The organism is Demequina sp. NBRC 110055, assembly GCF_002090135.1.
In the GTDB taxonomy this organism is placed as follows: domain Bacteria; phylum Actinomycetota; class Actinomycetes; order Actinomycetales; family Demequinaceae; genus Demequina.
Map to the genome: position 1 here is coordinate 1,008,024 of NZ_BBRL01000004.1, position 18,494 is coordinate 1,026,517.

General features: G+C 69.5%; 21 protein-coding genes and 1 tRNA gene. 14 read left to right on the plus strand and 8 right to left on the minus strand.

Annotated elements, in window-relative coordinates; genetic code table 11:
* Window positions 1-36: 36 nt before the first annotated feature.
* Window positions 37-1,320, plus strand: a complete 1,284-nt coding sequence (gene eno, locus B7K24_RS04705; protein ID WP_084128966.1) for a phosphopyruvate hydratase — start codon at window positions 37-39, stop codon at window positions 1,318-1,320.
* Window positions 1,321-1,466: 146 nt separating this feature from the next.
* Here the strand turns inward: eno and B7K24_RS04710 are convergent, their stop codons facing one another.
* A complete protein-coding gene (locus B7K24_RS04710; RefSeq protein ID WP_084128967.1) occupies window positions 1,467-1,805 on the minus strand; it encodes a hypothetical protein in 339 nt (112 codons plus the stop codon).
* On the opposite strand from B7K24_RS04710, the gene B7K24_RS04715 reads away from it, so the two are divergent.
* The 5 genes from B7K24_RS04715 to B7K24_RS04735 all read left to right on the plus strand — a co-directional run bounded on the left by B7K24_RS04715 (window position 1,804) and on the right by B7K24_RS04735 (window position 5,474).
* Entirely contained in the window at window positions 1,804-2,256 is a 453-nt protein-coding gene (locus B7K24_RS04715) for a septum formation initiator family protein (RefSeq protein ID WP_144268122.1), read from the plus strand. The genes B7K24_RS04710 and B7K24_RS04715 overlap by 2 nt on opposite strands.
* 10 nt (window positions 2,257-2,266) lie before the next feature.
* The gene (locus B7K24_RS04720; protein ID WP_084128969.1) at window positions 2,267-2,815 is read left to right on the plus strand and encodes a DUF501 domain-containing protein; all 549 of its coding nucleotides are present in this window, start codon (window positions 2,267-2,269) and stop codon (window positions 2,813-2,815) included.
* Entirely contained in the window at window positions 2,812-3,768 is a 957-nt protein-coding gene (locus B7K24_RS04725) for a Ppx/GppA phosphatase family protein (protein ID WP_084128970.1), read from the plus strand. The genes B7K24_RS04720 and B7K24_RS04725 overlap by 4 nt, the downstream gene beginning before the upstream one ends.
* 139 nt (window positions 3,769-3,907) lie before the next feature.
* Window positions 3,908-3,981, plus strand: a tRNA-Leu gene (locus tag B7K24_RS04730).
* Between the two features lie 50 nt (window positions 3,982-4,031).
* Window positions 4,032-5,474 (plus strand): MDR family MFS transporter, encoded by a 1,443-nt coding sequence (locus tag B7K24_RS04735; protein WP_234986550.1) that lies wholly within the window; start codon window positions 4,032-4,034, stop codon window positions 5,472-5,474.
* Here the strand turns inward: B7K24_RS04735 and B7K24_RS04740 are convergent.
* Window positions 5,471-5,902: a YdeI/OmpD-associated family protein gene (locus B7K24_RS04740; RefSeq protein ID WP_084128972.1), complete on the minus strand. Its 432-nt coding sequence runs from the start codon at window positions 5,900-5,902 to the stop codon at window positions 5,471-5,473. The genes B7K24_RS04735 and B7K24_RS04740 overlap by 4 nt on opposite strands.
* Window positions 5,903-5,939: 37 nt before the next feature.
* Here B7K24_RS04740 and B7K24_RS04745 point away from each other — a divergent pair, with 37 nt between their 5' ends.
* From B7K24_RS04745 to B7K24_RS04755, 3 genes are all read left to right on the plus strand, one after another.
* Window positions 5,940-6,479, plus strand: a complete 540-nt coding sequence (locus B7K24_RS04745) for a YaeQ family protein (RefSeq protein ID WP_084128973.1) — start codon at window positions 5,940-5,942, stop codon at window positions 6,477-6,479.
* 151 nt (window positions 6,480-6,630) lie between these two features.
* The gene (locus tag B7K24_RS04750) at window positions 6,631-7,428 is read left to right on the plus strand and encodes a Bax inhibitor-1/YccA family protein (RefSeq protein ID WP_084128974.1); all 798 of its coding nucleotides are present in this window, start codon (window positions 6,631-6,633) and stop codon (window positions 7,426-7,428) included.
* A gap of 89 nt (window positions 7,429-7,517) precedes the next feature.
* A complete protein-coding gene (locus B7K24_RS04755; RefSeq protein WP_084128975.1) occupies window positions 7,518-8,510 on the plus strand; it encodes an acetylxylan esterase in 993 nt (330 codons plus the stop codon).
* A 21-nt stretch (window positions 8,511-8,531) separates the two neighbouring features.
* Here B7K24_RS04755 and msrA read toward each other — a convergent pair whose 3' ends face one another.
* On the minus strand, window positions 8,532-9,179 hold the full coding sequence (msrA, locus tag B7K24_RS04760) for a peptide-methionine (S)-S-oxide reductase MsrA (RefSeq protein ID WP_084128976.1): 648 nt from the start codon (window positions 9,177-9,179) through the stop codon (window positions 8,532-8,534).
* Between the two features lie 99 nt (window positions 9,180-9,278).
* Between msrA and B7K24_RS04765 the strand changes: the two genes are divergently transcribed.
* Window positions 9,279-10,688, plus strand: coding sequence for an AI-2E family transporter (locus B7K24_RS04765; RefSeq protein WP_084128977.1), 1,410 nt, complete (start codon window positions 9,279-9,281; stop codon window positions 10,686-10,688).
* Between the two features lies 1 nt (window position 10,689).
* Window positions 10,690-11,835, plus strand: coding sequence for a 23S rRNA (uracil(747)-C(5))-methyltransferase RlmC (gene rlmC / locus B7K24_RS04770; RefSeq protein ID WP_084128978.1), 1,146 nt, complete (start codon window positions 10,690-10,692; stop codon window positions 11,833-11,835).
* Between the two features lie 56 nt (window positions 11,836-11,891).
* On the opposite strand, the gene greA is transcribed toward rlmC, so the two are convergent.
* Both greA and B7K24_RS04780 read right to left on the minus strand, forming a co-directional pair.
* The gene (gene greA / locus B7K24_RS04775; RefSeq protein WP_084128979.1) at window positions 11,892-12,377 is read right to left on the minus strand and encodes a transcription elongation factor GreA; all 486 of its coding nucleotides are present in this window, start codon (window positions 12,375-12,377) and stop codon (window positions 11,892-11,894) included.
* A gap of 88 nt (window positions 12,378-12,465) precedes the next feature.
* Window positions 12,466-12,873, minus strand: coding sequence for a DUF4307 domain-containing protein (locus B7K24_RS04780; RefSeq protein ID WP_159449148.1), 408 nt, complete (start codon window positions 12,871-12,873; stop codon window positions 12,466-12,468).
* A 39-nt stretch (window positions 12,874-12,912) separates the two neighbouring features.
* Between B7K24_RS04780 and B7K24_RS13235 the strand changes: the two genes are divergently transcribed.
* The gene (locus B7K24_RS13235) at window positions 12,913-13,140 is read left to right on the plus strand and encodes a hypothetical protein (protein WP_144268123.1); all 228 of its coding nucleotides are present in this window, start codon (window positions 12,913-12,915) and stop codon (window positions 13,138-13,140) included.
* Window positions 13,141-13,160: 20 nt separating this feature from the next.
* Here B7K24_RS13235 and B7K24_RS04785 read toward each other — a convergent pair whose 3' ends face one another.
* Window positions 13,161-13,817 carry a hemolysin III family protein gene (locus B7K24_RS04785; protein WP_084128981.1) on the minus strand — a complete coding sequence of 219 codons (657 nt, stop codon included), beginning with the start codon at window positions 13,815-13,817 and terminating at the stop codon, window positions 13,161-13,163.
* A 77-nt stretch (window positions 13,818-13,894) separates the two neighbouring features.
* On the opposite strand from B7K24_RS04785, the gene B7K24_RS04790 reads away from it, so the two are divergent.
* Window positions 13,895-14,659, plus strand: coding sequence for an isoprenyl transferase (locus B7K24_RS04790; protein WP_084128982.1), 765 nt, complete (start codon window positions 13,895-13,897; stop codon window positions 14,657-14,659).
* 367 nt (window positions 14,660-15,026) lie between these two features.
* Window positions 15,027-16,385: a PhoH family protein gene (locus B7K24_RS04795; protein ID WP_084129255.1), complete on the plus strand. Its 1,359-nt coding sequence runs from the start codon at window positions 15,027-15,029 to the stop codon at window positions 16,383-16,385.
* A 72-nt stretch (window positions 16,386-16,457) separates the two neighbouring features.
* Here B7K24_RS04795 and B7K24_RS04800 read toward each other — a convergent pair whose 3' ends face one another.
* Both B7K24_RS04800 and B7K24_RS04805 read right to left on the minus strand, forming a co-directional pair.
* Entirely contained in the window at window positions 16,458-17,297 is an 840-nt protein-coding gene (locus B7K24_RS04800; RefSeq protein ID WP_084128983.1) for a siderophore-interacting protein, read from the minus strand.
* Window positions 17,298-17,381: 84 nt separating this feature from the next.
* Complete coding sequence (locus tag B7K24_RS04805; RefSeq protein WP_084128984.1) at window positions 17,382-18,494, minus strand: ABC transporter substrate-binding protein; 1,113 nt, start codon at window positions 18,492-18,494, stop codon at window positions 17,382-17,384.

The window sequence follows — 18,494 nt, forward strand, 5'->3', positions numbered from 1 at the left end:
AACCCCCAAGGAAATCCACACAACCGAAGGAGCATCATGGCCAGCATTGAGGCCGTCGGAGCACGCGAGATCCTCGACTCGCGCGGCAACCCCACCGTCGAGGTCGAGGTCGCCCTGGAAGACGGCACGTTCGCACGCGCAGCCGTCCCGTCGGGTGCCTCCACCGGTGCCTTCGAGGCGGTCGAGCGTCGCGACGGCGACAAGGGCCGCTACCTGGGCAAGGGCGTCGAGCAGGCCGTGGACGCGGTCATCGACGACATCGCCCCCGAGATCGTCGGACTCGACGCTACCGAGCAGCGCATCATCGACAAGATCATGCTCGACCTCGACGGCACCGACAACAAGGGCAAGCTCGGCGCGAACGCCATCCTCGGTGTCTCGCTCGCCGTCGCCAAGGCCGCTGCCGACAGCGCCGACCTGGCCCTGTTCAAGTACATCGGCGGCCCCAACGCGCACCTGCTGCCCGTGCCGATGATGAACATCCTCAACGGTGGCTCGCACGCCGACTCGAACGTCGACATCCAGGAGTTCATGATTGCTCCCGTCGGCGCCCCGACGTTCCGCGAGGCCTACCGCTACGGCGCCGAGGTCTACCACGCCCTGAAGTCCGTGCTCAAGGAGCGCGGCCTGGCCACCGGCCTGGGCGACGAGGGCGGCTTCGCCCCCAACCTCGAGTCGAACCGTGCCGCCCTTGACCTGATCCTGGTCGCCATCGAGAAGGCCGGCCTCAAGCCCGGCGAGGACGTGGCGCTCGCGCTCGACGTCGCCGCGACCGAGTTCTTCAAGGACGGCGCCTACCAGTTCGAGGGTGCCGCCAAGACCGGCGAGGAGATGTCGGCCTACTACGAGCAGCTCGTCAACGACTACCCGCTCGTGTCGATCGAGGACCCGCTGTCCGAGGACGAGTGGAGCGACTGGTCGCACCTCGTCGCGACCATCGGCGACAAGACCCAGATCGTCGGCGACGACCTGTTCGTCACCAACCCGACCCGCCTCAAGCGCGGCATCGACGAGAAGGCGGCCAACGCTCTCCTCGTGAAGCTCAACCAGATCGGCACCCTCACCGAGACCATCGACGCCGTGTCGATGGCGACGGCCGCCGGCTTCACCTCGATGGTCTCGCACCGTTCGGGTGAGACCGAGGACGTCACGATCGCCGACCTGGTCGTCGCGCTCAACACCGGCCAGATCAAGACCGGCGCGCCCGCCCGCGGCGAGCGCATCGCCAAGTACAACCAGCTGCTGCGCATCGAGGAGGAGCTGGACGACGCCGCGAAGTACGCCGGCAAGTCCGCCTTCCCGCGTCGCTACGCCGCGTAAGGCTTCGCCCTTACCGCGCCAGCCGCACCGCCAAGGCCGCGGATCCCTCACGGGGTCCGCGGCCTTCGCGTATGTCGGCCCGCCCACGCTGGCAATCCGCGAAATGACCGCGCCGGGCGGGGGTTCCCGGTCCGGCGCGCCCGCAATCACACGACTCGCGGCGGCGCGGTGTCACCGGGGCCCGCTAGCGTCGGTGAGAATGGAGCCGTGAGCTCACCCCGACGTCCCGGCGCGCCTACGAGCGCCCGGCCGACGCCGCGCGCGAGTGCCAAACCCACCACCGCTCGCACCGCGGCGACCACGGGAGCCTCGCGCGAGACCCGCGCCGGGTCCCGGCGTTCGCCCGCGACGGGCGCGATCCGGACCGCCTCGTCGCGCCCCGGCACCGGCCCGGGGAGGACGTCGCGCACAAAGGCGACGACGGCATCGGCCCCCAGCACCCCGTCGATGACGGCCGGGCGACCCTCGGGCTCGTGGGCCGGCATGCTCACATGGCGCACCGCGATCATTGTCTTCGTCGCGATCCTCGCCTTCGCGGTCGTGTGGCCCACAGCGCGCGCGTATCTGGAGCAGCAGAACATGCTCGACGGGCTCAGGGCAGATGCTGCGGCCGCACAGGCCGAGGTCGATGACCTGACCGCCGATGTCGCGCGGTGGGACGACGACGCGTACATCGAGGCGCAGGCGCGCGAGCGGCTGACCTACGTGTACCCCGGCGAGACGGCCTACCGTGTGCTCGACCCGGAGACCCTCGAGGCCGTAGGAGCCGAGGATGAGGCGAGCGCCGAGGAGGCGGTGGCCCAGGGTGATACCTGGTACGACGCGCTGTGGAACTCGGTCGAGGTCGCCGGCGAGGTCGACCGTAAGGCTCCCGCCGTATCGGAGAAGTCCGACGCCACCCACGCCCCCGACGACGCCCCCGCCGACGACAACTAGACTCCTCAGGGTGACTGACTCCACCGTCCAGCCCGCCGATATCGACGCCCTGCGTGAGCAGTTGGGACGTCCACCGCGCGGTGTGGTCGCGATCGCCGCCCGGTGCGCATGCGGCCGCCCCACCGTGGTGCACACGGCCCCACGCCTTTCCGACGGCACCCCGTTTCCGACGCAGTACTACCTCACGCACCCCGACGCGGTCGCCGCGGTCTCGACCCTCGAGGCCAACGGCGTGATGAAGGAGATGTCCGAGCGCCTGCGCGACGACGAGGCTCTTGCCGCGGCCTACCGCGCCGCCCACGAGCGCTACCTCGAGGAGCGCTACGCGATGGAGGACGTCCCCGAGATCCACGGCATTTCGGCCGGCGGCATGCCCGACCGCGTGAAGTGCCTTCACGTGCTGGTGGGCCACGCGCTCGCCGCGGGGCCGGGCGTCAACCCGCTGGGAGACGAGGCGCTCACGATGATCGCGCCGTCCTGGAGCCCTGAGCGCTGCACGTGCGCTGCCGACGCCGCCGACCCCGACGTTGCCAACCCGACCGAAGAGGAGACCGCATGACCCGCGTCGCCGCCATCGACTGTGGCACCAACTCGATCCGCCTGCTCATCGCCGATGTCGCGGCCGACGGCCAGTCGCTGACCGATGTGGTGCGCCTCATGCGCGTGGTGCGCCTGGGTCAGGGCGTCGACCGGACGGGGCAGTTTGCGCCGGAGGCGCTCGAGCGCACGCTCGCCGCGACCGACGAGTACGCCGCGCTGTGCCGTGAGCATCAGGTCGAGGCGATCCGGTTCGTGGCGACGTCCGCCACGCGCGACGCGTCGAACCGTGACGAGTTCATCTCCGGGGTGCGCGAGCGCCTGGGGGTGGAGCCCGAGGTGGTCTCGGGCAACGAAGAGGCCGAGCTCAGCTTCCGAGGTGCGGTCTCCGTCGTCGATCCCGCCCTGGTGCCGCCGTACCTCGTCGTGGACCTTGGCGGCGGCTCGACCGAGATGGTGCTGGGGGAGCGCGCGCCCAAGGCGGCACACTCGATGGATGTGGGCTGCGTACGGATGACGGAGCGCCACCTGCTGAGTGATCCGCCGTCGGCCACCGAGGTCTCGGGCGCTGTCGCCGATGTCCACGCGGCGCTCGACGCGGCGCTCGCGGACGTGCCGTTGGCACAGACTCGCACGCTCGTGGGGCTTGCGGGCACCATCACGACCGTCACCGCGCAGGCGCTGGGCCTGGACGAGTACGACCGCGACAAGATCAATGGCGCGCGCCTGCCCGTGGCCGAGGTGCTCGCGGCCTGTGACGTTCTGCTCGCCGCCTCCCGCGAGGAGCGGGCGGCGATGCCGTTCATGCACCCCGGTCGCGTCGACGTCATCGGCGCCGGCGCGCTCGTGTGGCGCGAGGTCGTGGCGCGGGTGCGCGACGAGGTCGCGGCCGCAGGCGGCGCACTGGAGGAGGTCGTGACGAGCGAGCACGACATCCTCGACGGGATCGCGTTCTCGGCGGTCGTGCGCGCCTAACCCCCGCTGTCGGTATGGCCCACAGATGTGGCGCAGGGGGCCCGTGGGTCTGCAGGTGGCGTCTCAGGCGTCACCCCTGTCACATGGGTCCCAGGTGTGGGCCAAACCGATCCGGCGCGTGGGGCACAATCGTGGTCACGCCCTCGTAGCCCAATTGGCAGAGGCAGCCGACTTAAAATCGGCGCAGTGCGGGTTCGAGTCCCGCCGGGGGCACGGGGCGCGCCCAGGGAATGGGAGCGCGCCGGGGGTGGTTGCATAGGTTCGTGCCCCCGACGTCTGCCTCCGTGGGCCTGCGCTCGGAGCGCGGCCCCATCCTGCTGTCCCTGATGCTCGCGACCGCGCTCGTGGCTCTCGACGCGACGATCATCGCGACCGCCTCGTCCACCATCGCGACCGAATTGGGTTCATTTGCGCAGGTGCCGTGGCTGTTCTCCGCGTACCTCCTTGCACAGGCCGTCAGCACGCCACTCGCGGGCAGACTGTCCGACATCTTCGGACGCAAGAGCCTCATCCTCGCCGGCGTCGCCGTGTTCCTTGCCGGCTCTGTCCTCTGCGGTGCCGCGTGGTCGATGGGCGCGCTGATCGCGGGCCGCGTTCTGCAGGGCCTGGGCGCGGGCGCGATCATGCCGGTGTCGCAGACTATCGCTGCGGATATCTACACACTCGAGGAGCGCGCCAAGGTCCAGGGGTACCTCGCCTCCGTGTGGGCGGCGTCATCGGTGCTAGGACCCACGCTGGGTGGAGTCTTCTCGGAGTTTCTCAGCTGGCGCTGGATCTTCTTCATCAACATCCCGCTGTGCGCCGTCGCCGTCTGGATGATCGTCCGCCGCTACCGCGAGACGCCGCTGCAGGGGGCGCGTGAGCCCATCGACTACACGGGCGCCGTGCTCCTCAGCGTGGGCTCCCCGCTGCTCTTGGTGGGCCTGCTCGAGGGCGGCACCACGTGGGCGTGGTCCTCGTGGCCGTCCGTGACGGTCCTCGGTGCTGGTGCCCTCTTGCTCGCGCTGTTCGTCCGCCACGCGCTCCGTGCCGCTCACCCGATCGTCGACCTACGGCTGCTGCGCCGGCGCGTGATTGGGGTCGCGACGGCGATCTCGCTCGTGGTGGGCATGGTGGTGTTGGGGCTGTCGACCTACATCCCCATCTACGCTCAAGGCGTCCTCGGCTACGGGCCGTTGATCGCAGGCTTCGCGCTGGCGGCCATGACGGTGGGATGGCCGCTCACCGCCTCGAACTCGGGCCGCCTGTACCTGCGACTGGGCTTTCGACTCACCGCCATGATCGGCTCGGCTTTCGTCGTGGTGGGCGCCGCCGCCACGCTGACGCTGGGCGCAGAGACCCCGCTGATTGCGACCGCCGGCGCGACGTTCTTGGTGGGCGCGGGCATGGGGCTCACGGCGGTGCCGACTCTCGTCGCCGCGCAGTCGTCGGTCACTCACGGCATCCGCGGAGCGGTGACGGGCGTCAACGTGTTCGCGCGATCCCTGGGCTCGGCGCTCGGTGTGGCGATCTGCGGCGCCATGGTCAACGCCACGGCCGAGGTGGGGGCCGATGGCGCCCCGCAGGGCGACGGCCTCATGGATGCCCTGCACCTGGTCTTCATCTTCACCACGGTGTGCGCCGTGGTGCTCGCCGTGTTCACCACCGTGATGCCGCGCGACCGCGAGGCGGCTCGGCAGCGGCGCGCGGAGCAGGCTGCCGCCTAAGCGCGGAGCTCGTTCACCAGGGCCTCGATGCGGCGCGCCCGGGTGGGTGCCTGCTTGGCCTGGTCGATCACGCGCAGGAGGTGGCGGCGCTGGCTCACGGTGCGCGCGTCGAACGTGTGGCGCAGTCCCGCACTCGCGAGCGCTCCGCCCACGTCGGCGGGCACCTGCACCGTGTCGGCGTCCGGGTCGAGCTCGACGGAGACCGTGACGGACTCGCCCACCACGAGACCGGCCGCCTCCCGATGAGCCTTCGCGACGCCGATGAGGCTGCGCCCCTGCATCCGCGCGAGCGCGGTCGACCACGTGTGGCCACCGACCGTGACCAACACGCGCGCCCGGGCGCCCCCGCCCAAGGAGGCCACGACAGCATCGGGCACCTCGAGGCCCCTCATCTTCTCGTGCGGCTCGACGACCGCGGTGAAGTCCATGGCAATCACGCTAGCGCCGCGCCCGTAGCCTTGCCCCATGGCAGCCGGAGCGACCATCCACACCTTCGAGGTCCAACTGGCGGACATGGACCGCGGCGTCTACGAGGATCTCGACCTACGCGTCGCTCGCCACCCGTCCGAGACCCCGGCCTTCCTCGTGACGCGCGTATTGGCGTACTGCCTCGAGTACGGCGAGGGCATCGCGTTCGGCGACGGCATCGCCACCACCGACGAGCCCGCCGTGATCGCCCGTGACCTCACCGGCGCGATCACCGCGTGGATCGAGGTTGGCGCGCCCGAGGCCGACCGCCTCCACCACGGCAGCCGGCTCGCCGAGCACACGACGGTGTACACGCATCGCGACCCGGCGAAGGTGCTCGCGCGCTGGGACGGCAAGCGCATCCACCGGCGCGAGGACATCGTGCTGCATGCGGTCGATGGCGCGTTTGTCGATGAGGTGGCGCGACGCCTCGAGCGGCGCAACCGCCTCACGGTGACGATGACGGAGCGCCACCTGTACGTCGAGATCAACGGCGACGCACTCGACACCCAGGTGACCGACCACCCGCTGGGCTGACGGCCCTCGGCGCCTGTGGAGCGTCCGTGCCGGCACGACGCGGGGTTTCGGTCCCCGATCACGCCCACAGCGAATCCCCCTTACGGCCGATGCCGAAGTGCAGGTCCCGTTCGTTACCCTGACAACGACCGCACCCTACGAGGAGGACCACGTGGCCAGCCCCGTCTTCAGCAGCTCCAATAGCGCGTTCAAGCCCGGCGCGACCATCAACCAGGATGGCTCGACCGTGACGGCCGAGGACCTCCAGTCGCAGTTCGACGCCCCGAGCGCCACCGCGACCGACATGGGTCGCATGACCTACGAGGGTGTGACGACGAAGGCCGCCGGCATGATCGTGCTGGCCTTCATTGCCGCGATCCCCGGCTACCTGTTCCCGTCGACCGCAGGCCTGATGATCTCGGGCCTCGCCGGCTTCGTGCTTGCGATGGTGCTCGTGTTCCAGCGCACCACGAACCCCGTGCTCGCGATGATCTACGCCGGGGTCGAGGGCTACTTCCTCGGTGCGCTGTCGATCTACATCGAGACCGGCTTCGACGTGCCCGGCGCGGCCATGCAGGCGCTGCTCGCGACTGCCGTGACCTCGGGCGTGTGCCTGTACCTCTATCGCACCGGCAAGGTGCGCTACACGTCGAAGATGCGCAAGATCCTGATCATCGGCGGCATCTCGTACCTGCTGTTCTCCCTGGTCAACCTGGGTGTGATGATCTTCGGCGGAACCGACTCCGCGTGGGGCCTGCGCTCCGGCTGGTTGGGTGTCGCGATCGGCCTGGTCGCCGTCGGCCTCGCCTGCATCTCGCTCATCGCGGACTTCGACTTCATCGAGAACGGCGTGAAGCGCGGCATCCCGCAGAAGTACGAGTGGACCGCGGCGTTCGGCCTGGTCGTCACGCTCGTGTGGATGTACACCGAGTTCCTGCGCCTCATCGCAATCCTGCAGGGCCGCGACTAGGCTCTCCGCTTCTCACCGCGACCGCCCCGGCACGGCCTCACTGGCCACGCCGCGGGCGGTCGTCGTGTCGGTGGCGCTAGTCTCGCCGCATGCCTCAGTTCGATCTGCCGCTGCCGGAGCTCGAAACCTACCGACCCCAGGTGCGTGAACCCGCCGACTTCGACGAGTTCTGGTCCGCGACGCTCGCCGAGGCTCGGTCATTCCCCCTCGACCTCCGGATGGCCGATGCCGGGGCCTCCTTGGCGCTCGTCGACGTCCAGGACGTGACATTCGCGGGCTTCGGTGGGCAGCCCATCAAGGCGTGGCTGGCCCGTCCGCGCGGGGCCGATGCCCCACTCCCGTGTGTGGTCGAGGTCGCCGGATACGGGGGCGGCAGGGGGCTACCTATCGAGCACACCCTGTGGCCCGCGGCCGGGGTCGCGACCCTGTGGATCGACTCGCGCGGGCAGGGGTCGAACTGGGGCTCCGGAGGGCACACTCCCGATGTGGGGGCGAGTGGGCCGGCCTCGGATGGAGTGATGACCCGCGGCATCGAGAGCCCTCACGACCACTACTACCGGCGCCTCTTCACCGATGCGGTGCGCGGCGTCGAGGCGGCGCGGTCCATCGACGGCATCGACCCGTCTCAGATCTTCTTCGCGGGCACCTCGCAGGGCGGGGGAGTGGCGCTCGCTGTCGCGGGGCTCGCCGACGGGCTTGCCGGCGTCATGGCCGATGTGCCATTCCTGTGCCATATCGAACGAGCCATCGCGATCACGGATGAGAGGCCCTACGCCGAGGTGGTGCGCTACCTGTCGGTGCACCGTGGCACCCGCGACCGCGTGCTCGACACGCTGTCCTACCTCGACGGCGCCAATCACGCGAAGCGAGCGACCGCGCCGCTGCTCAGCTCCGTCGCCCTGCGCGACGCGACCTGTCCGCCGTCGACCGTGTATGCCGCGTTCAACGCCTACGGCTCGCTCGCCAGTGAGGCGCCGACCACCGAGATGGTCGTGTACGAGGACAACGAACACGAGGGAGGCGCCGGCCACCAGGTGGCGCGACGCCTCGCCTTCGTGCGCGCGTTGACGCGGGAGTCCTAAGGTCTTGGCGGGCCCGCGGGGCTACGCGTACGACGCCTGGCAGAAGCCGTGGTTGCAGTAGCCGCCGGGGTTCTTGTGCAGATAGCCCTGGTGGTAGTCCTCGGCGTAGTAGAAGACGCCGTCACCGGCCTCCTCGGCGGGCACGATCTGCGTGGTGATCTTCCCGAAGCCCTTGTCGGCAAGCGCGGCCTGATACTTCTCGCGTGAGTGCTCGGCGGCGATCTGCTGTTCGGGCGTGGTGGTGAAGATTGCCGAGCGGTATTGGGTGCCGATGTCGCCGCCCTGGCGGTGCAGCGTGGTGGGGTCGTGGTTCTCCCAGAAGCGCGCGAACAGCGTCTCGAGCGAGACCTTGGCGGGGTCGTAGACCACCTGGACCGTTTCGGCGTGACCCGTCCTGGCGGTGCAGGTCTCCTGATAGGTGGGGTTGGTGGTCCAGCCGCCCATGTATCCCACGGCGGTCGAGTACACGCCGTCGGTCTGCCAGTAGATGCGCTCGGCCCCCCAGAAGCAGCCCATCCCCACGTAGAGCACCTCGTGACCCTCGGGCCACGGCTCGGTCAGGGGGGTGCCGAGGACGACGTGGCGGTCGGCGATCTCGAAGCCCACGTCGCGTCCCGGGAGGGCCTCGTCGGCAGTGATCATGCGGGTCTTGTCGGTTCCGAAAAGCATGGGTGGTGCTCCCTTCCGTGCAGGTCTAACGCAGTAACCGGTGTTGCTGTTCCGCGCGTGCGCGCGGTGTCTGTCACAGGGCCGCGTTAGGCTCGGCGCATGGTTGACACCGAGCATTCTTCCAGCGTGCCAAGGGACGACGTGCTACGCCGCGTCCCCCTGGGTCTGCGCGTGGGCGCCGCGTGGTCGTGGCGCCTCATCGTGCTCGGCATCGTGCTGGTCGCGTTCTTCTACATCTTCACCACGCTGTCGACCCTCTTCGTGCCGCTCATCATCGCGCTGCTGATCGCCGCTCCCCTCGAGCGGGTGGTGCACCACATGGAGCGGTGGCACATTCCGCGCGGACTCGGTGCGTTGTTGTCGATCCTTGCGCTGCTGGGCATCGTCTCGTTCCTGCTCGGAGCCGCCTCCACGTCCATCGTCTCCGGCTTCGGAGATTTGCGTGACGCGGCGATCGAGGGCTTCCAGACCTTCACCGACTGGCTCGCGACTGGCCCGCTTCACATGAGCCAGGAGCAGCTCGACGGGTACGTCGAGCAGGTGCAGGGCTTCGCGACCGACAACGTCAGCGGACTTGCGAGCGGTGCCTTGGGAGCGGCCTCCACCATCGGCGGGGTGGTGGCCGGCATGGTCATCGCCCTGTTCGCCCTGTTCTTCTTCCTGCGCGACGGCCGTAAGTTGTGGCTGTGGACCGCGCGGATCGCGCCGGGTAACGCCACCGACCGGGTGGACAACGCGGGAATTCACGCATGGAACACGCTGCGCCGCTACACCCAAACGACGGTCTTCGTCGCCTTCGTGGACGCGGTCGGCATCGGCCTTGCGGCGTGGCTCCTGGGCGTGCCGCTCGCGCTTCCCATCGCGATCCTGGTGTTCCTGTTCTCCTTCATCCCGATGTTCGGTGCGACCCTGTCGGGCGCGATCGCGTCGCTCGTTGCGCTCGTCGACGGCGGCTGGACCACAGCGCTGCTGATGCTGGGCGCCGTGCTTCTGGTGCAGCAGCTCGAAGGTAACGTGCTGTACCCCTGGCTTTTCGGCAAGGCACTTAGCCTGCACCCTCTCGTGGTGCTGCTGACCATCTCGGCCGGAACCCTGACACTGGGCCTCGTGGGTGCGGTGATCGCCGTGCCGATCGTGTCCTTCTTCTACGCCTTCTCTCGGGCATTGCGTGATGAGTACAAGCCCGACGAAGAAGAGGTGCCCCCCATCACGTCCCAGGTGCCCGTGTTCGCCCAACGTTCACGCCAGATCGTCCAGCGTGCCCGCGGCCGCATGGGCCGCACCAGCGACATCGCTGTCTCCGGGCAGCAGCCCGTGGCCTCGAGCGACCTTCCCGACAGCTCCGCGACGGACACCGCCACCGGAAGCGCGTCGACGGTGGACGAGGAAGAGCTGCCCCCCTCGACGGGACAGATCCGCGTGCGACGGTCCGAGGGCCGCGACGATGACAATCATGTCGGCGACGACTCGGATAGCGACGAGCGGGGCGAGACAGACCCCGGACGCTGAGATGCAGTGCGACTACTGGGACGCGGGCGTCTGCCGCTCGTGCACCCTCATCGAGACGCCGTATGCGCGTCAACTCGCCGACAAGCAGACTCACGTCGAGACGCTGCTCGCACCCCTCGCGCCCGACCTCGCGTGGCTGAGCCCCGTCGGATCTGCCGAGTCGGGCTTCCGTACGAAGGCGAAGATGGTCGTGGCGGGCACCACCGACGCGCCCACGCTCGGCATCCTCGACGCGGCCGGTCACGGCACCGACCTGCAACACTGCGGGCTCTATCCCGAGCCGCTCGCCGCGGCGTTCCCGGTCCTCGCCGACTTCGTCACGCGCGCCAGGCTCGAGCCCTACTCGGTGCCCCACCGCCGCGGCGAACTGAAGCACATCCTCGTCACCCTCGCGCCCGATGACCGCCTCATGGTGCGGTTCGTCATGCGCTCCACCGAGGCCCACACCCGCCTGGTAAAGCATCTGCCCTGGCTGCGCGAGGCGCTGCCGTCGCTCCACGTGGCGACGCTCAACGTGCTCCCCGAACACAAGGCGGTGACCGAGGGCGAGCGCGAGATCGTCCTGACCGACGCCGACACGCTCCCCATCACCCTCGGTGCCGTGCCGCTCCACCTCGGCCCTCGCAGCTTCTTTCAGACCAACACGGAGGTCGCGATGCGGCTGTACGCGCAGGTCGCGGACTGGGTCAACGAGGTCGCCCCCGCGACATTGTGGGACCTGTATTGCGGGGTGGGCGGGCTCGCGCTCCACAGCCTCGCGCGCGGCCGCACCGTGACCGGTGTAGAGATCTCCGACGCCGCGATCGACGCGGCGCGCCTGAGCGCGGCGCAGATGGCTCAGGCGGGCGTCGTCGGAGCGGATCGCGTCACCTTTGTGGCGGCCGATGCCGTGGCGTGGGCGGGCGAGCAGGCGTCGCGCCCCGAGGCCGTCGTGGTCAATCCACCGCGTCGAGGCCTGGGAAGTGAGCTCACCGCGTGGCTCGAGAGCTCGGGCACCGACGCGATTATCTACTCCAGCTGCAACCCCGCCACACTCGCGCGGGACATGGCGGACATGCCGTCCTACGTAGCCCGCACGGCCCGACTCTTCGACATGTTCCCGCACACGGGGCACGGCGAGGTCGCCGTCCTGATGACCCGCCGGTAGCGCTGCGGCCCGCCGGCCACGAGGGCAGGCGGGCCGCAGCGACCGGTATGCGGCGCTTACCCGGTGAAGGGCTCCACCGCGATCACCTTGACGGGGATCTGGTTGCCATTGGGGGCCTCGTACGACGTCTCGTCGCCGACCTTCTTGCCCACGAGCGCGGCGCCGAGGGGCGACTGCGCGGAAAACACGTCGATGTCGGTGCCGCCGGCCACCTCGCGGGAGCCCACGAGGAAGCGCATCTCACGGCCCATGACCTCGGCGGTGACGACGGTGCCGGAGGCGACCTCGTCGGCCGCAGCGGCCTCGCCCACGGTGGCGGTCTCCAGCAGGTGACGCAGCTGCTGAATACGCGCCTCCTGCTTCGCCTGCTCCTCGCGCGCGGCGTGGTAGCCGCCGTTTTCCTTGAGGTCACCCTCTTGGCGGCGCTCGTCGATCTCCTTGGCGATCGCGGCGCGACCCTCACCGGTGAGGTGGTCGTACTCCGCCTGCAGGCGGTCGTAGGCCTCCTGGGTCAGCCAGGTGCCGGTGGTGTCTTCAGACACGGGTTCCTCCCTTGCGACGTGCGCGTGTTGCGAGCGTGACTGGACAGGTTAGCAACAGGTGACGCAGAACGGAAAGAAGCGTCGCGCGTCAGCGCTCAATGTCGCAGTAGTTCACCTGGGCACTCGTCGCCTCTTCTACCGTGGCGATGTCGAGCGTGATGCGCTGGCTCGTGCCCTCCGCCGGGTCGACCGTGGTCTGCGCCACCCCTACCTCGGCGTAACTCACCGACAGCGCACGCACATGGCATACCGCCGGCTCGTCGCTGTACAGGTGCACGTCGAACGTGACCTCCGCCTGGGTGGGTGAATCGATTGCGAAGCCCACGTCCTGCCAGCGCACCGGTGAGTTCGCCTGCGACAGGCCAAACCATGCGGCGACGGCCGTGAGCGCGACGACGCCCGCGATGGACAGGATCCACCCGCGCCGGCTCAGCCGCGGGCGCGCGGAGGCGGCCTCCTCCTCGGAGGCGGGTGGGGTGTGCTGCGACTCGGTCATCATGAGGCAGGATAGTTCACGGAAATGAGGTGAAAGACGGTGGCGAATTTTTCTGGAGGCCCGGGCTTCGCGGCTTTTGTCGCGACATTCCTGATGGTCGCCGCGGCGGTGGTGCTGATGCTGTCGCTGTCGAAGCACCTACGCAAGGTTCGCACCCGCCCGCCGGAGGGCGAAGCGGAAGGCGCCGCGGCATCGGCCGACGATGCTGCCTCCTCGGGTGAGATCGCCGCGAGCGAGGGCGACGAGCCCGACGAGCCGCGCGCTTAATCCGCCGCCAAGGGGTGCCGTCAGGTGACGGTGAACACCACGAGGGCGATCGCCACGTAGTGGCACAGGAAGCCCGCGATGGTGAGGGCGTGGAAGATCTCGTGGAAGCCGAAGTACTTCACTGAGCCGCGCGGCCACTTGGTGCCGTAGATCACCGCGCCCACCGTGTAGCACAGGCCGCCGATGACGATCAGCGTCACGACCGCCGCGCCGCCGGCCTCGTAGAACGGGCCCATGAAGCCCACGGCGACCCAGCCGAGCGCAACGTACAGGGGCACGTACAGCCAGCGCGGGGCACCCAGCCAGAAGATGCGCAGGAGCAGCCCGACGAGGGCCCCGGCCCACACCGTGATCAGCACGGCAGTACGGGTCGTGCCCTCGAGCAACATCACCGTGAGCGGCGTGTACGTGCCCGCGATGATGAGGAAGATGTTCGCGTGATCCATGCGCCGCAGCACGGCCTTGGCGGTGGGGCCCCAGTTGCCGCGGTGGTACACCGCGGAGGTGCCGAACAGCATGACGGCCGTCAGCGTGAAGACGGCCGTCGAGACGCGGCCGGCGAGCGTGGGAGCGAACACCACGAGGATCATGCCGGCGATCAGCGCAAAGGGCGCGGCCCCGAGGTGGAGCCAGCCGCGCATCAGCGGCTTCGCGGGATCAGGCAGGTTCTCGGCCATGAACCTACGTTACCGTAGGTTGTTCCCGCGGAGTACCGTAGGGCGCGGCATACGGCGGCGACGCGAAAGGCGGGCACATGGGACTGCGCAGGCTCCTGTACGGGCCCTACGAGCGCCAGCTCGAGCGCCTACTGCGCACCTCCGGACAGACCCCCCGCCACATCGGCGTCATCCTCGACGGCAACCGTCGCTGGGCTAGACAGTCGGGCGCGTCCACGGCCGACGGTCACCGTCGCGGCGCCGACAAGATCTCCGAGGTTCTCGAGTGGTCCGAGGAGGCCGGCGTCGAGGTCGTCACCTTGTGGATGCTGTCCACGGACAACCTCGAGCGCGATCCCGGCGAACTCGATGCGCTGCTCGACATCATCTGCGCGGCCGTCGAGACGCTCGCCGCCGATGGCCGCTGGCGCCTGCAGCACGTGGGCTCGGCCGACCTGCTGCCCGGCCCTGCCGCTGACCGCATCGCGGCTGCGGTCGCGACGACGGCATCGGCCACCGGACTGCACGTGAATGTCGCGGTCGGCTACGGCGGCCGCCACGAGATTGCGGATGCCGTGCGCGCGTACCTGCGCGGCGCCATCGACTCGGGGATGTCGATGGAGGCGGCCGCGGAGTCCTTCTCCGTCGAGCACATCGCCGAGCACCTCTACACCAAGGGCCAGCCCGATCCCGACCTGGTGATCCGCACCTCGGGCGAGCAGCGGCTGTCGGGCTTCCTCATGTGGCAGTCGGCGCACTCCGAGTTCTACTTCTGTGACGCTTACTGGCCCGACTTTCGCCACGTGGACTTCCTGCGCGCGCTGCGTGCCTTCTCGCAGCGGGAGCGGCGCCACGGTCGCTGAAGCCCGACCCGCCGCCATCGCTGACCCCCGCGCGCTGCGCGCTTCGCCCCCGCAGCACTCCCGCCCGTCGTGTCGCCAGATGACGGGCCCGAGCGCAGAATCCTGCACCCCGACCCGTCATTCCCGCGTGTGACGGGCGGCAGTGACGCCGTCCGTGACGCCCGCGCCATCGCTGGCCCGCCCCGAGCACGAGGGCATGTGACGAACATGTGACACGCGGCGTGTCGCTGCTTGACAAGAAAACGGCGGCGTAGCGTCAGGATCGTGGTTAACGCACTAAGCCGTATCCACCGGATGCGGGACTAAGAGACACGCCGGAGGGCGTGCGAGCGCCCTGCGGCTCAAGCGCGGGGAGCTCTACGTGACCATCACCCAGTTCGACACCACCCCCTCCATCAACGCCGCCAATGCGACGGAACTCAGGACGTTCGTGCTGGACACGTCCGTGCTGCTGTCGGACCCGCGAGCGCTGAAGAGATTCGCCGAGCACGCCGTCGTGCTGCCGGTGGTGGTGATCACGGAGCTCGAGGCCAAGCGCCACCACCCCGAGCTCGGCTACTTCGCGCGCTCGGCGCTGCGCACCCTCGACGAGTTGCGCATCGCGCACGGCACCCTGGATCAGGCGATCGAGGCCAATGAGCACGGCGGCACGGTGCGGGTGGAGCTCAACCACACCGACCAGAACGTCCTGCCCAGCGGTTTCCGCCTGGGCGACAACGACACCCGCATCCTCGCCGTGGCGGCCAACCTGAAGGCGGAGGGCCACTCGGTCACGGTGGTCTCGAAGGACTTGCCCATGCGTGTGAAGGCCTCCGCGCTCGGCATCGAGGCCGAGGAGTACCGCGCGGAGCTCGCCGTGGACTCGGGCTGGACGGGCATGCGTGAGATCTCGCTGACCGACGAGCACATGTCCGAGCTGTACGAGGCCGAGCGCCTCACCGCACCCCCTGCTGCCGACACGGGCGAGGACCTCGCGACCCTACCCGTGCACACCGGCTTGGTCATCCACTCGCCGCGCGGCTCCGCGCTAGGGCGCGTGGATAACGACGGCGCGATCCAGCTGGTGCGTGGCGACCAGGAGGTGTTCGGCGTGCACGGCCGCTCCGCGGAGCAGCGCATCGCGATCGACCTGCTGCTCGACGAGGCGATCGGCATCGTCTCCATGGGTGGCCGCGCGGGTACCGGCAAGAGCGCTCTCGCGCTGTGCGCCGGGCTCGAGGCGGTCATGGAGCGCCGCCAACACAAGAAGATCATGGTGTTCCGCCCGCTGTACGCCGTGGGCGGCCAGGACCTCGGGTATTTGCCCGGCAACGAGTCCGAGAAGATGAACCCGTGGGCCCAGGCGGTCTTCGACACCCTGGGCGCGATGGTCTCCTCGGAGGTCGTCGAGGAGGTCATGGCGCGCGGCATGCTCGAGGTGCTGCCGCTGACCCACATTCGCGGCCGCTCGCTGCACGACGCATTCGTGATCGTCGACGAGGCGCAGTCGCTCGAGCGCAACGTGCTGCTGACCATGCTCAGCCGCATCGGCCAAGACTCGCGCGTGATCCTGACCCACGACGTCGCCCAGCGCGACAATCTGCGCGTGGGCCGCCACGACGGCATCGCCGCAGTGATCGAGGCGCTCAAGGGCCACCCGCTGTTCGCGCACGTCACCCTCGAGCGCTCCGAGCGCTCCGCGGTCGCGGCCCTCGTGACCGACATGCTCGAGCGGCTCGACCTCTAGACCCCGCACAGACGGACGGGCCGATGCGATGGTTACCCATCGCATCGGCCCGTCCGTCGTTCTGGAGGTGAGTTACAGCCCCAACTCCTGCAGATAGGGCTCGAGCTCTTCCCAGTTGACCTCGTCGGGGCGGTTCTCGTCCCAGATCTCCATGTAGCGCTCGCGCTGGGCCTCGGTGAGCGCCTCCCACTTACGCAGCTGCTCCTCGGCGTCCACGTGCCAGTAGCCGACGATCCGGTACAGCGTGTAGTGACGCGGCCACGTCTCCTTGATGAACTTCCGGGCTCGGCGGGACTGTGCGGACTCGCACGCGACCCACACGTAAACGTCGCCCTCGGGCTCATCCATGCGCTCCATGCAGGACACCAGCGCGGACGGGCCGCGGCCGTTGCCGGACACGCGCCACTCGACGTTGACGGTGGCGGGCGAGGGCAGCGCGATGGCGTCGTCCATGGAGATCAGCTCGACGAGCACGTCGAACGTCTCGTCGGGCGTGGCCTCCTCGAGGATGCGCGCGAGCGCGGGCAGGCCCGTGGCGTCTGCGACCATCAGGCGGCGCGTGGAGCCCTCGGGCGGCGAGTAATACCCATGCGCGTCGGAGATCGCGACGGTGTCGCCCACGACGGCCTCGCGCGCCCAGGAGGCTCCGCGGCCGTGGCCGTGCGTGACGATGTCGATGTCGACGCTCGGCACCTGCGGGTTCCAGCGGCGGATTGTGTAGTGGCGCGCGATGTCGTGGTCGTCCTCCCACCCGTCGGCAGGATCGGCGTCGGGGATGTGGACGTGGACAAACTCATCGGCCTGGCCGGTGGACTCCCACGCGGTGAGCGATTCACCGGTGAGGGTGACGCGCCGCAGGTTCGGGCTGATCTGCTCGGCACCGGCGACGGTGACGACGAACGAGTCGGTCATGCTGGCTCCAGACAAGGGGGGTGGGGACACGGTGGTGAGGGCCGATGCGCGGGGCGCCCGGGCATCGGCCCTCACCGGGAGGGGTTAGCCCTCCGAGGAGAAGGGGACGACCTCGGTCGCGGGGTCGCCGTCGAGAGCGGCCTCGAGCATCGGCACGAACGCGTCGAGCGAGTACTCGATCGACGACGGCGAGTTCGCGAAGAACGCGCCCTCGAGGACCGGGTCGGTCAGCCAAAGGTTGCCGCCGGTCTCGGTGGTGTTGAGGGACTCGAACAGGGGCAGGGCCTCAAGCTCGCCGCGCGAGTCGGGGGTCGTGGCAACCTGCCACACGACGGAGTCGAGCTCGCCGAGGACGTCGAGCTGCTCGGCGCTGATCTGCTTCCACGCCTCGTCGGTGCCTTCGATCGAGGCGACGTCGAGGCCCAGGTTCGCGAGGAACTGGTTGCGGGTGTCGGCGGCGGCATAGACGAAGGCCTGACCCTCGTAGAAGCCGCCCACCTGCGAGGTGAGGCCCTCCCACTCGGGGTGCGCGTCGCGGACCTCGGCATACGCCGCGTCGATGTCGGAGATGATCTGGTCGGCCTCGGCCGTGGTGCCGGTGGCCTCGGCCAAGATCGTGAGCTCGTCGGCGAGGGTGACGCCCCACTCGGCGGTCTCGTTGCCCTCGGAGTCGGTGGCCGGGCGGGTCACCACGGGAGCGATGCCGGACAGCAGCGTGTACTCCTCCTCGGTCATCGTGTGGTTGGGGTAGGTCGCGACAATGAGGTCGGGCTCGAACGCCGCGATGGCCTCGGCGTCGTACGTGGTGGTGCCGGGCTCGAACAGCTCGGGCGTGGCGCCCGCGGCCTCACGGTCTGCGTCGGCCCACGGGCCGGTGCCGTTGTCGTAGCCCTGCCAAGACACGGGTACGGCGACCGGGGCGACTCCCAGGGCGTAGAGGTACTCGTGCTCGTGCGAGCCGAGGGTGACGACGCGCTGCGGCTCGGACTCCACGGTGACCTCGCCCATGACGGTGTCGAGGGTGACGGGGAAGGCGGCGGCCTCGGCGTCGGCCGTCGCGGTCGCGGACTCGCTCGTCTCGGCGGCGGGGGAGGTCGTCTCCTCCGTCTCGGCGTCCGACGAGCAGGCGGCAAGCAGAAGCGCCGAGGCGGCGACCATCGAGACGGCGGCGGCGCCGCGCGAAATGCGCTGGTGCAT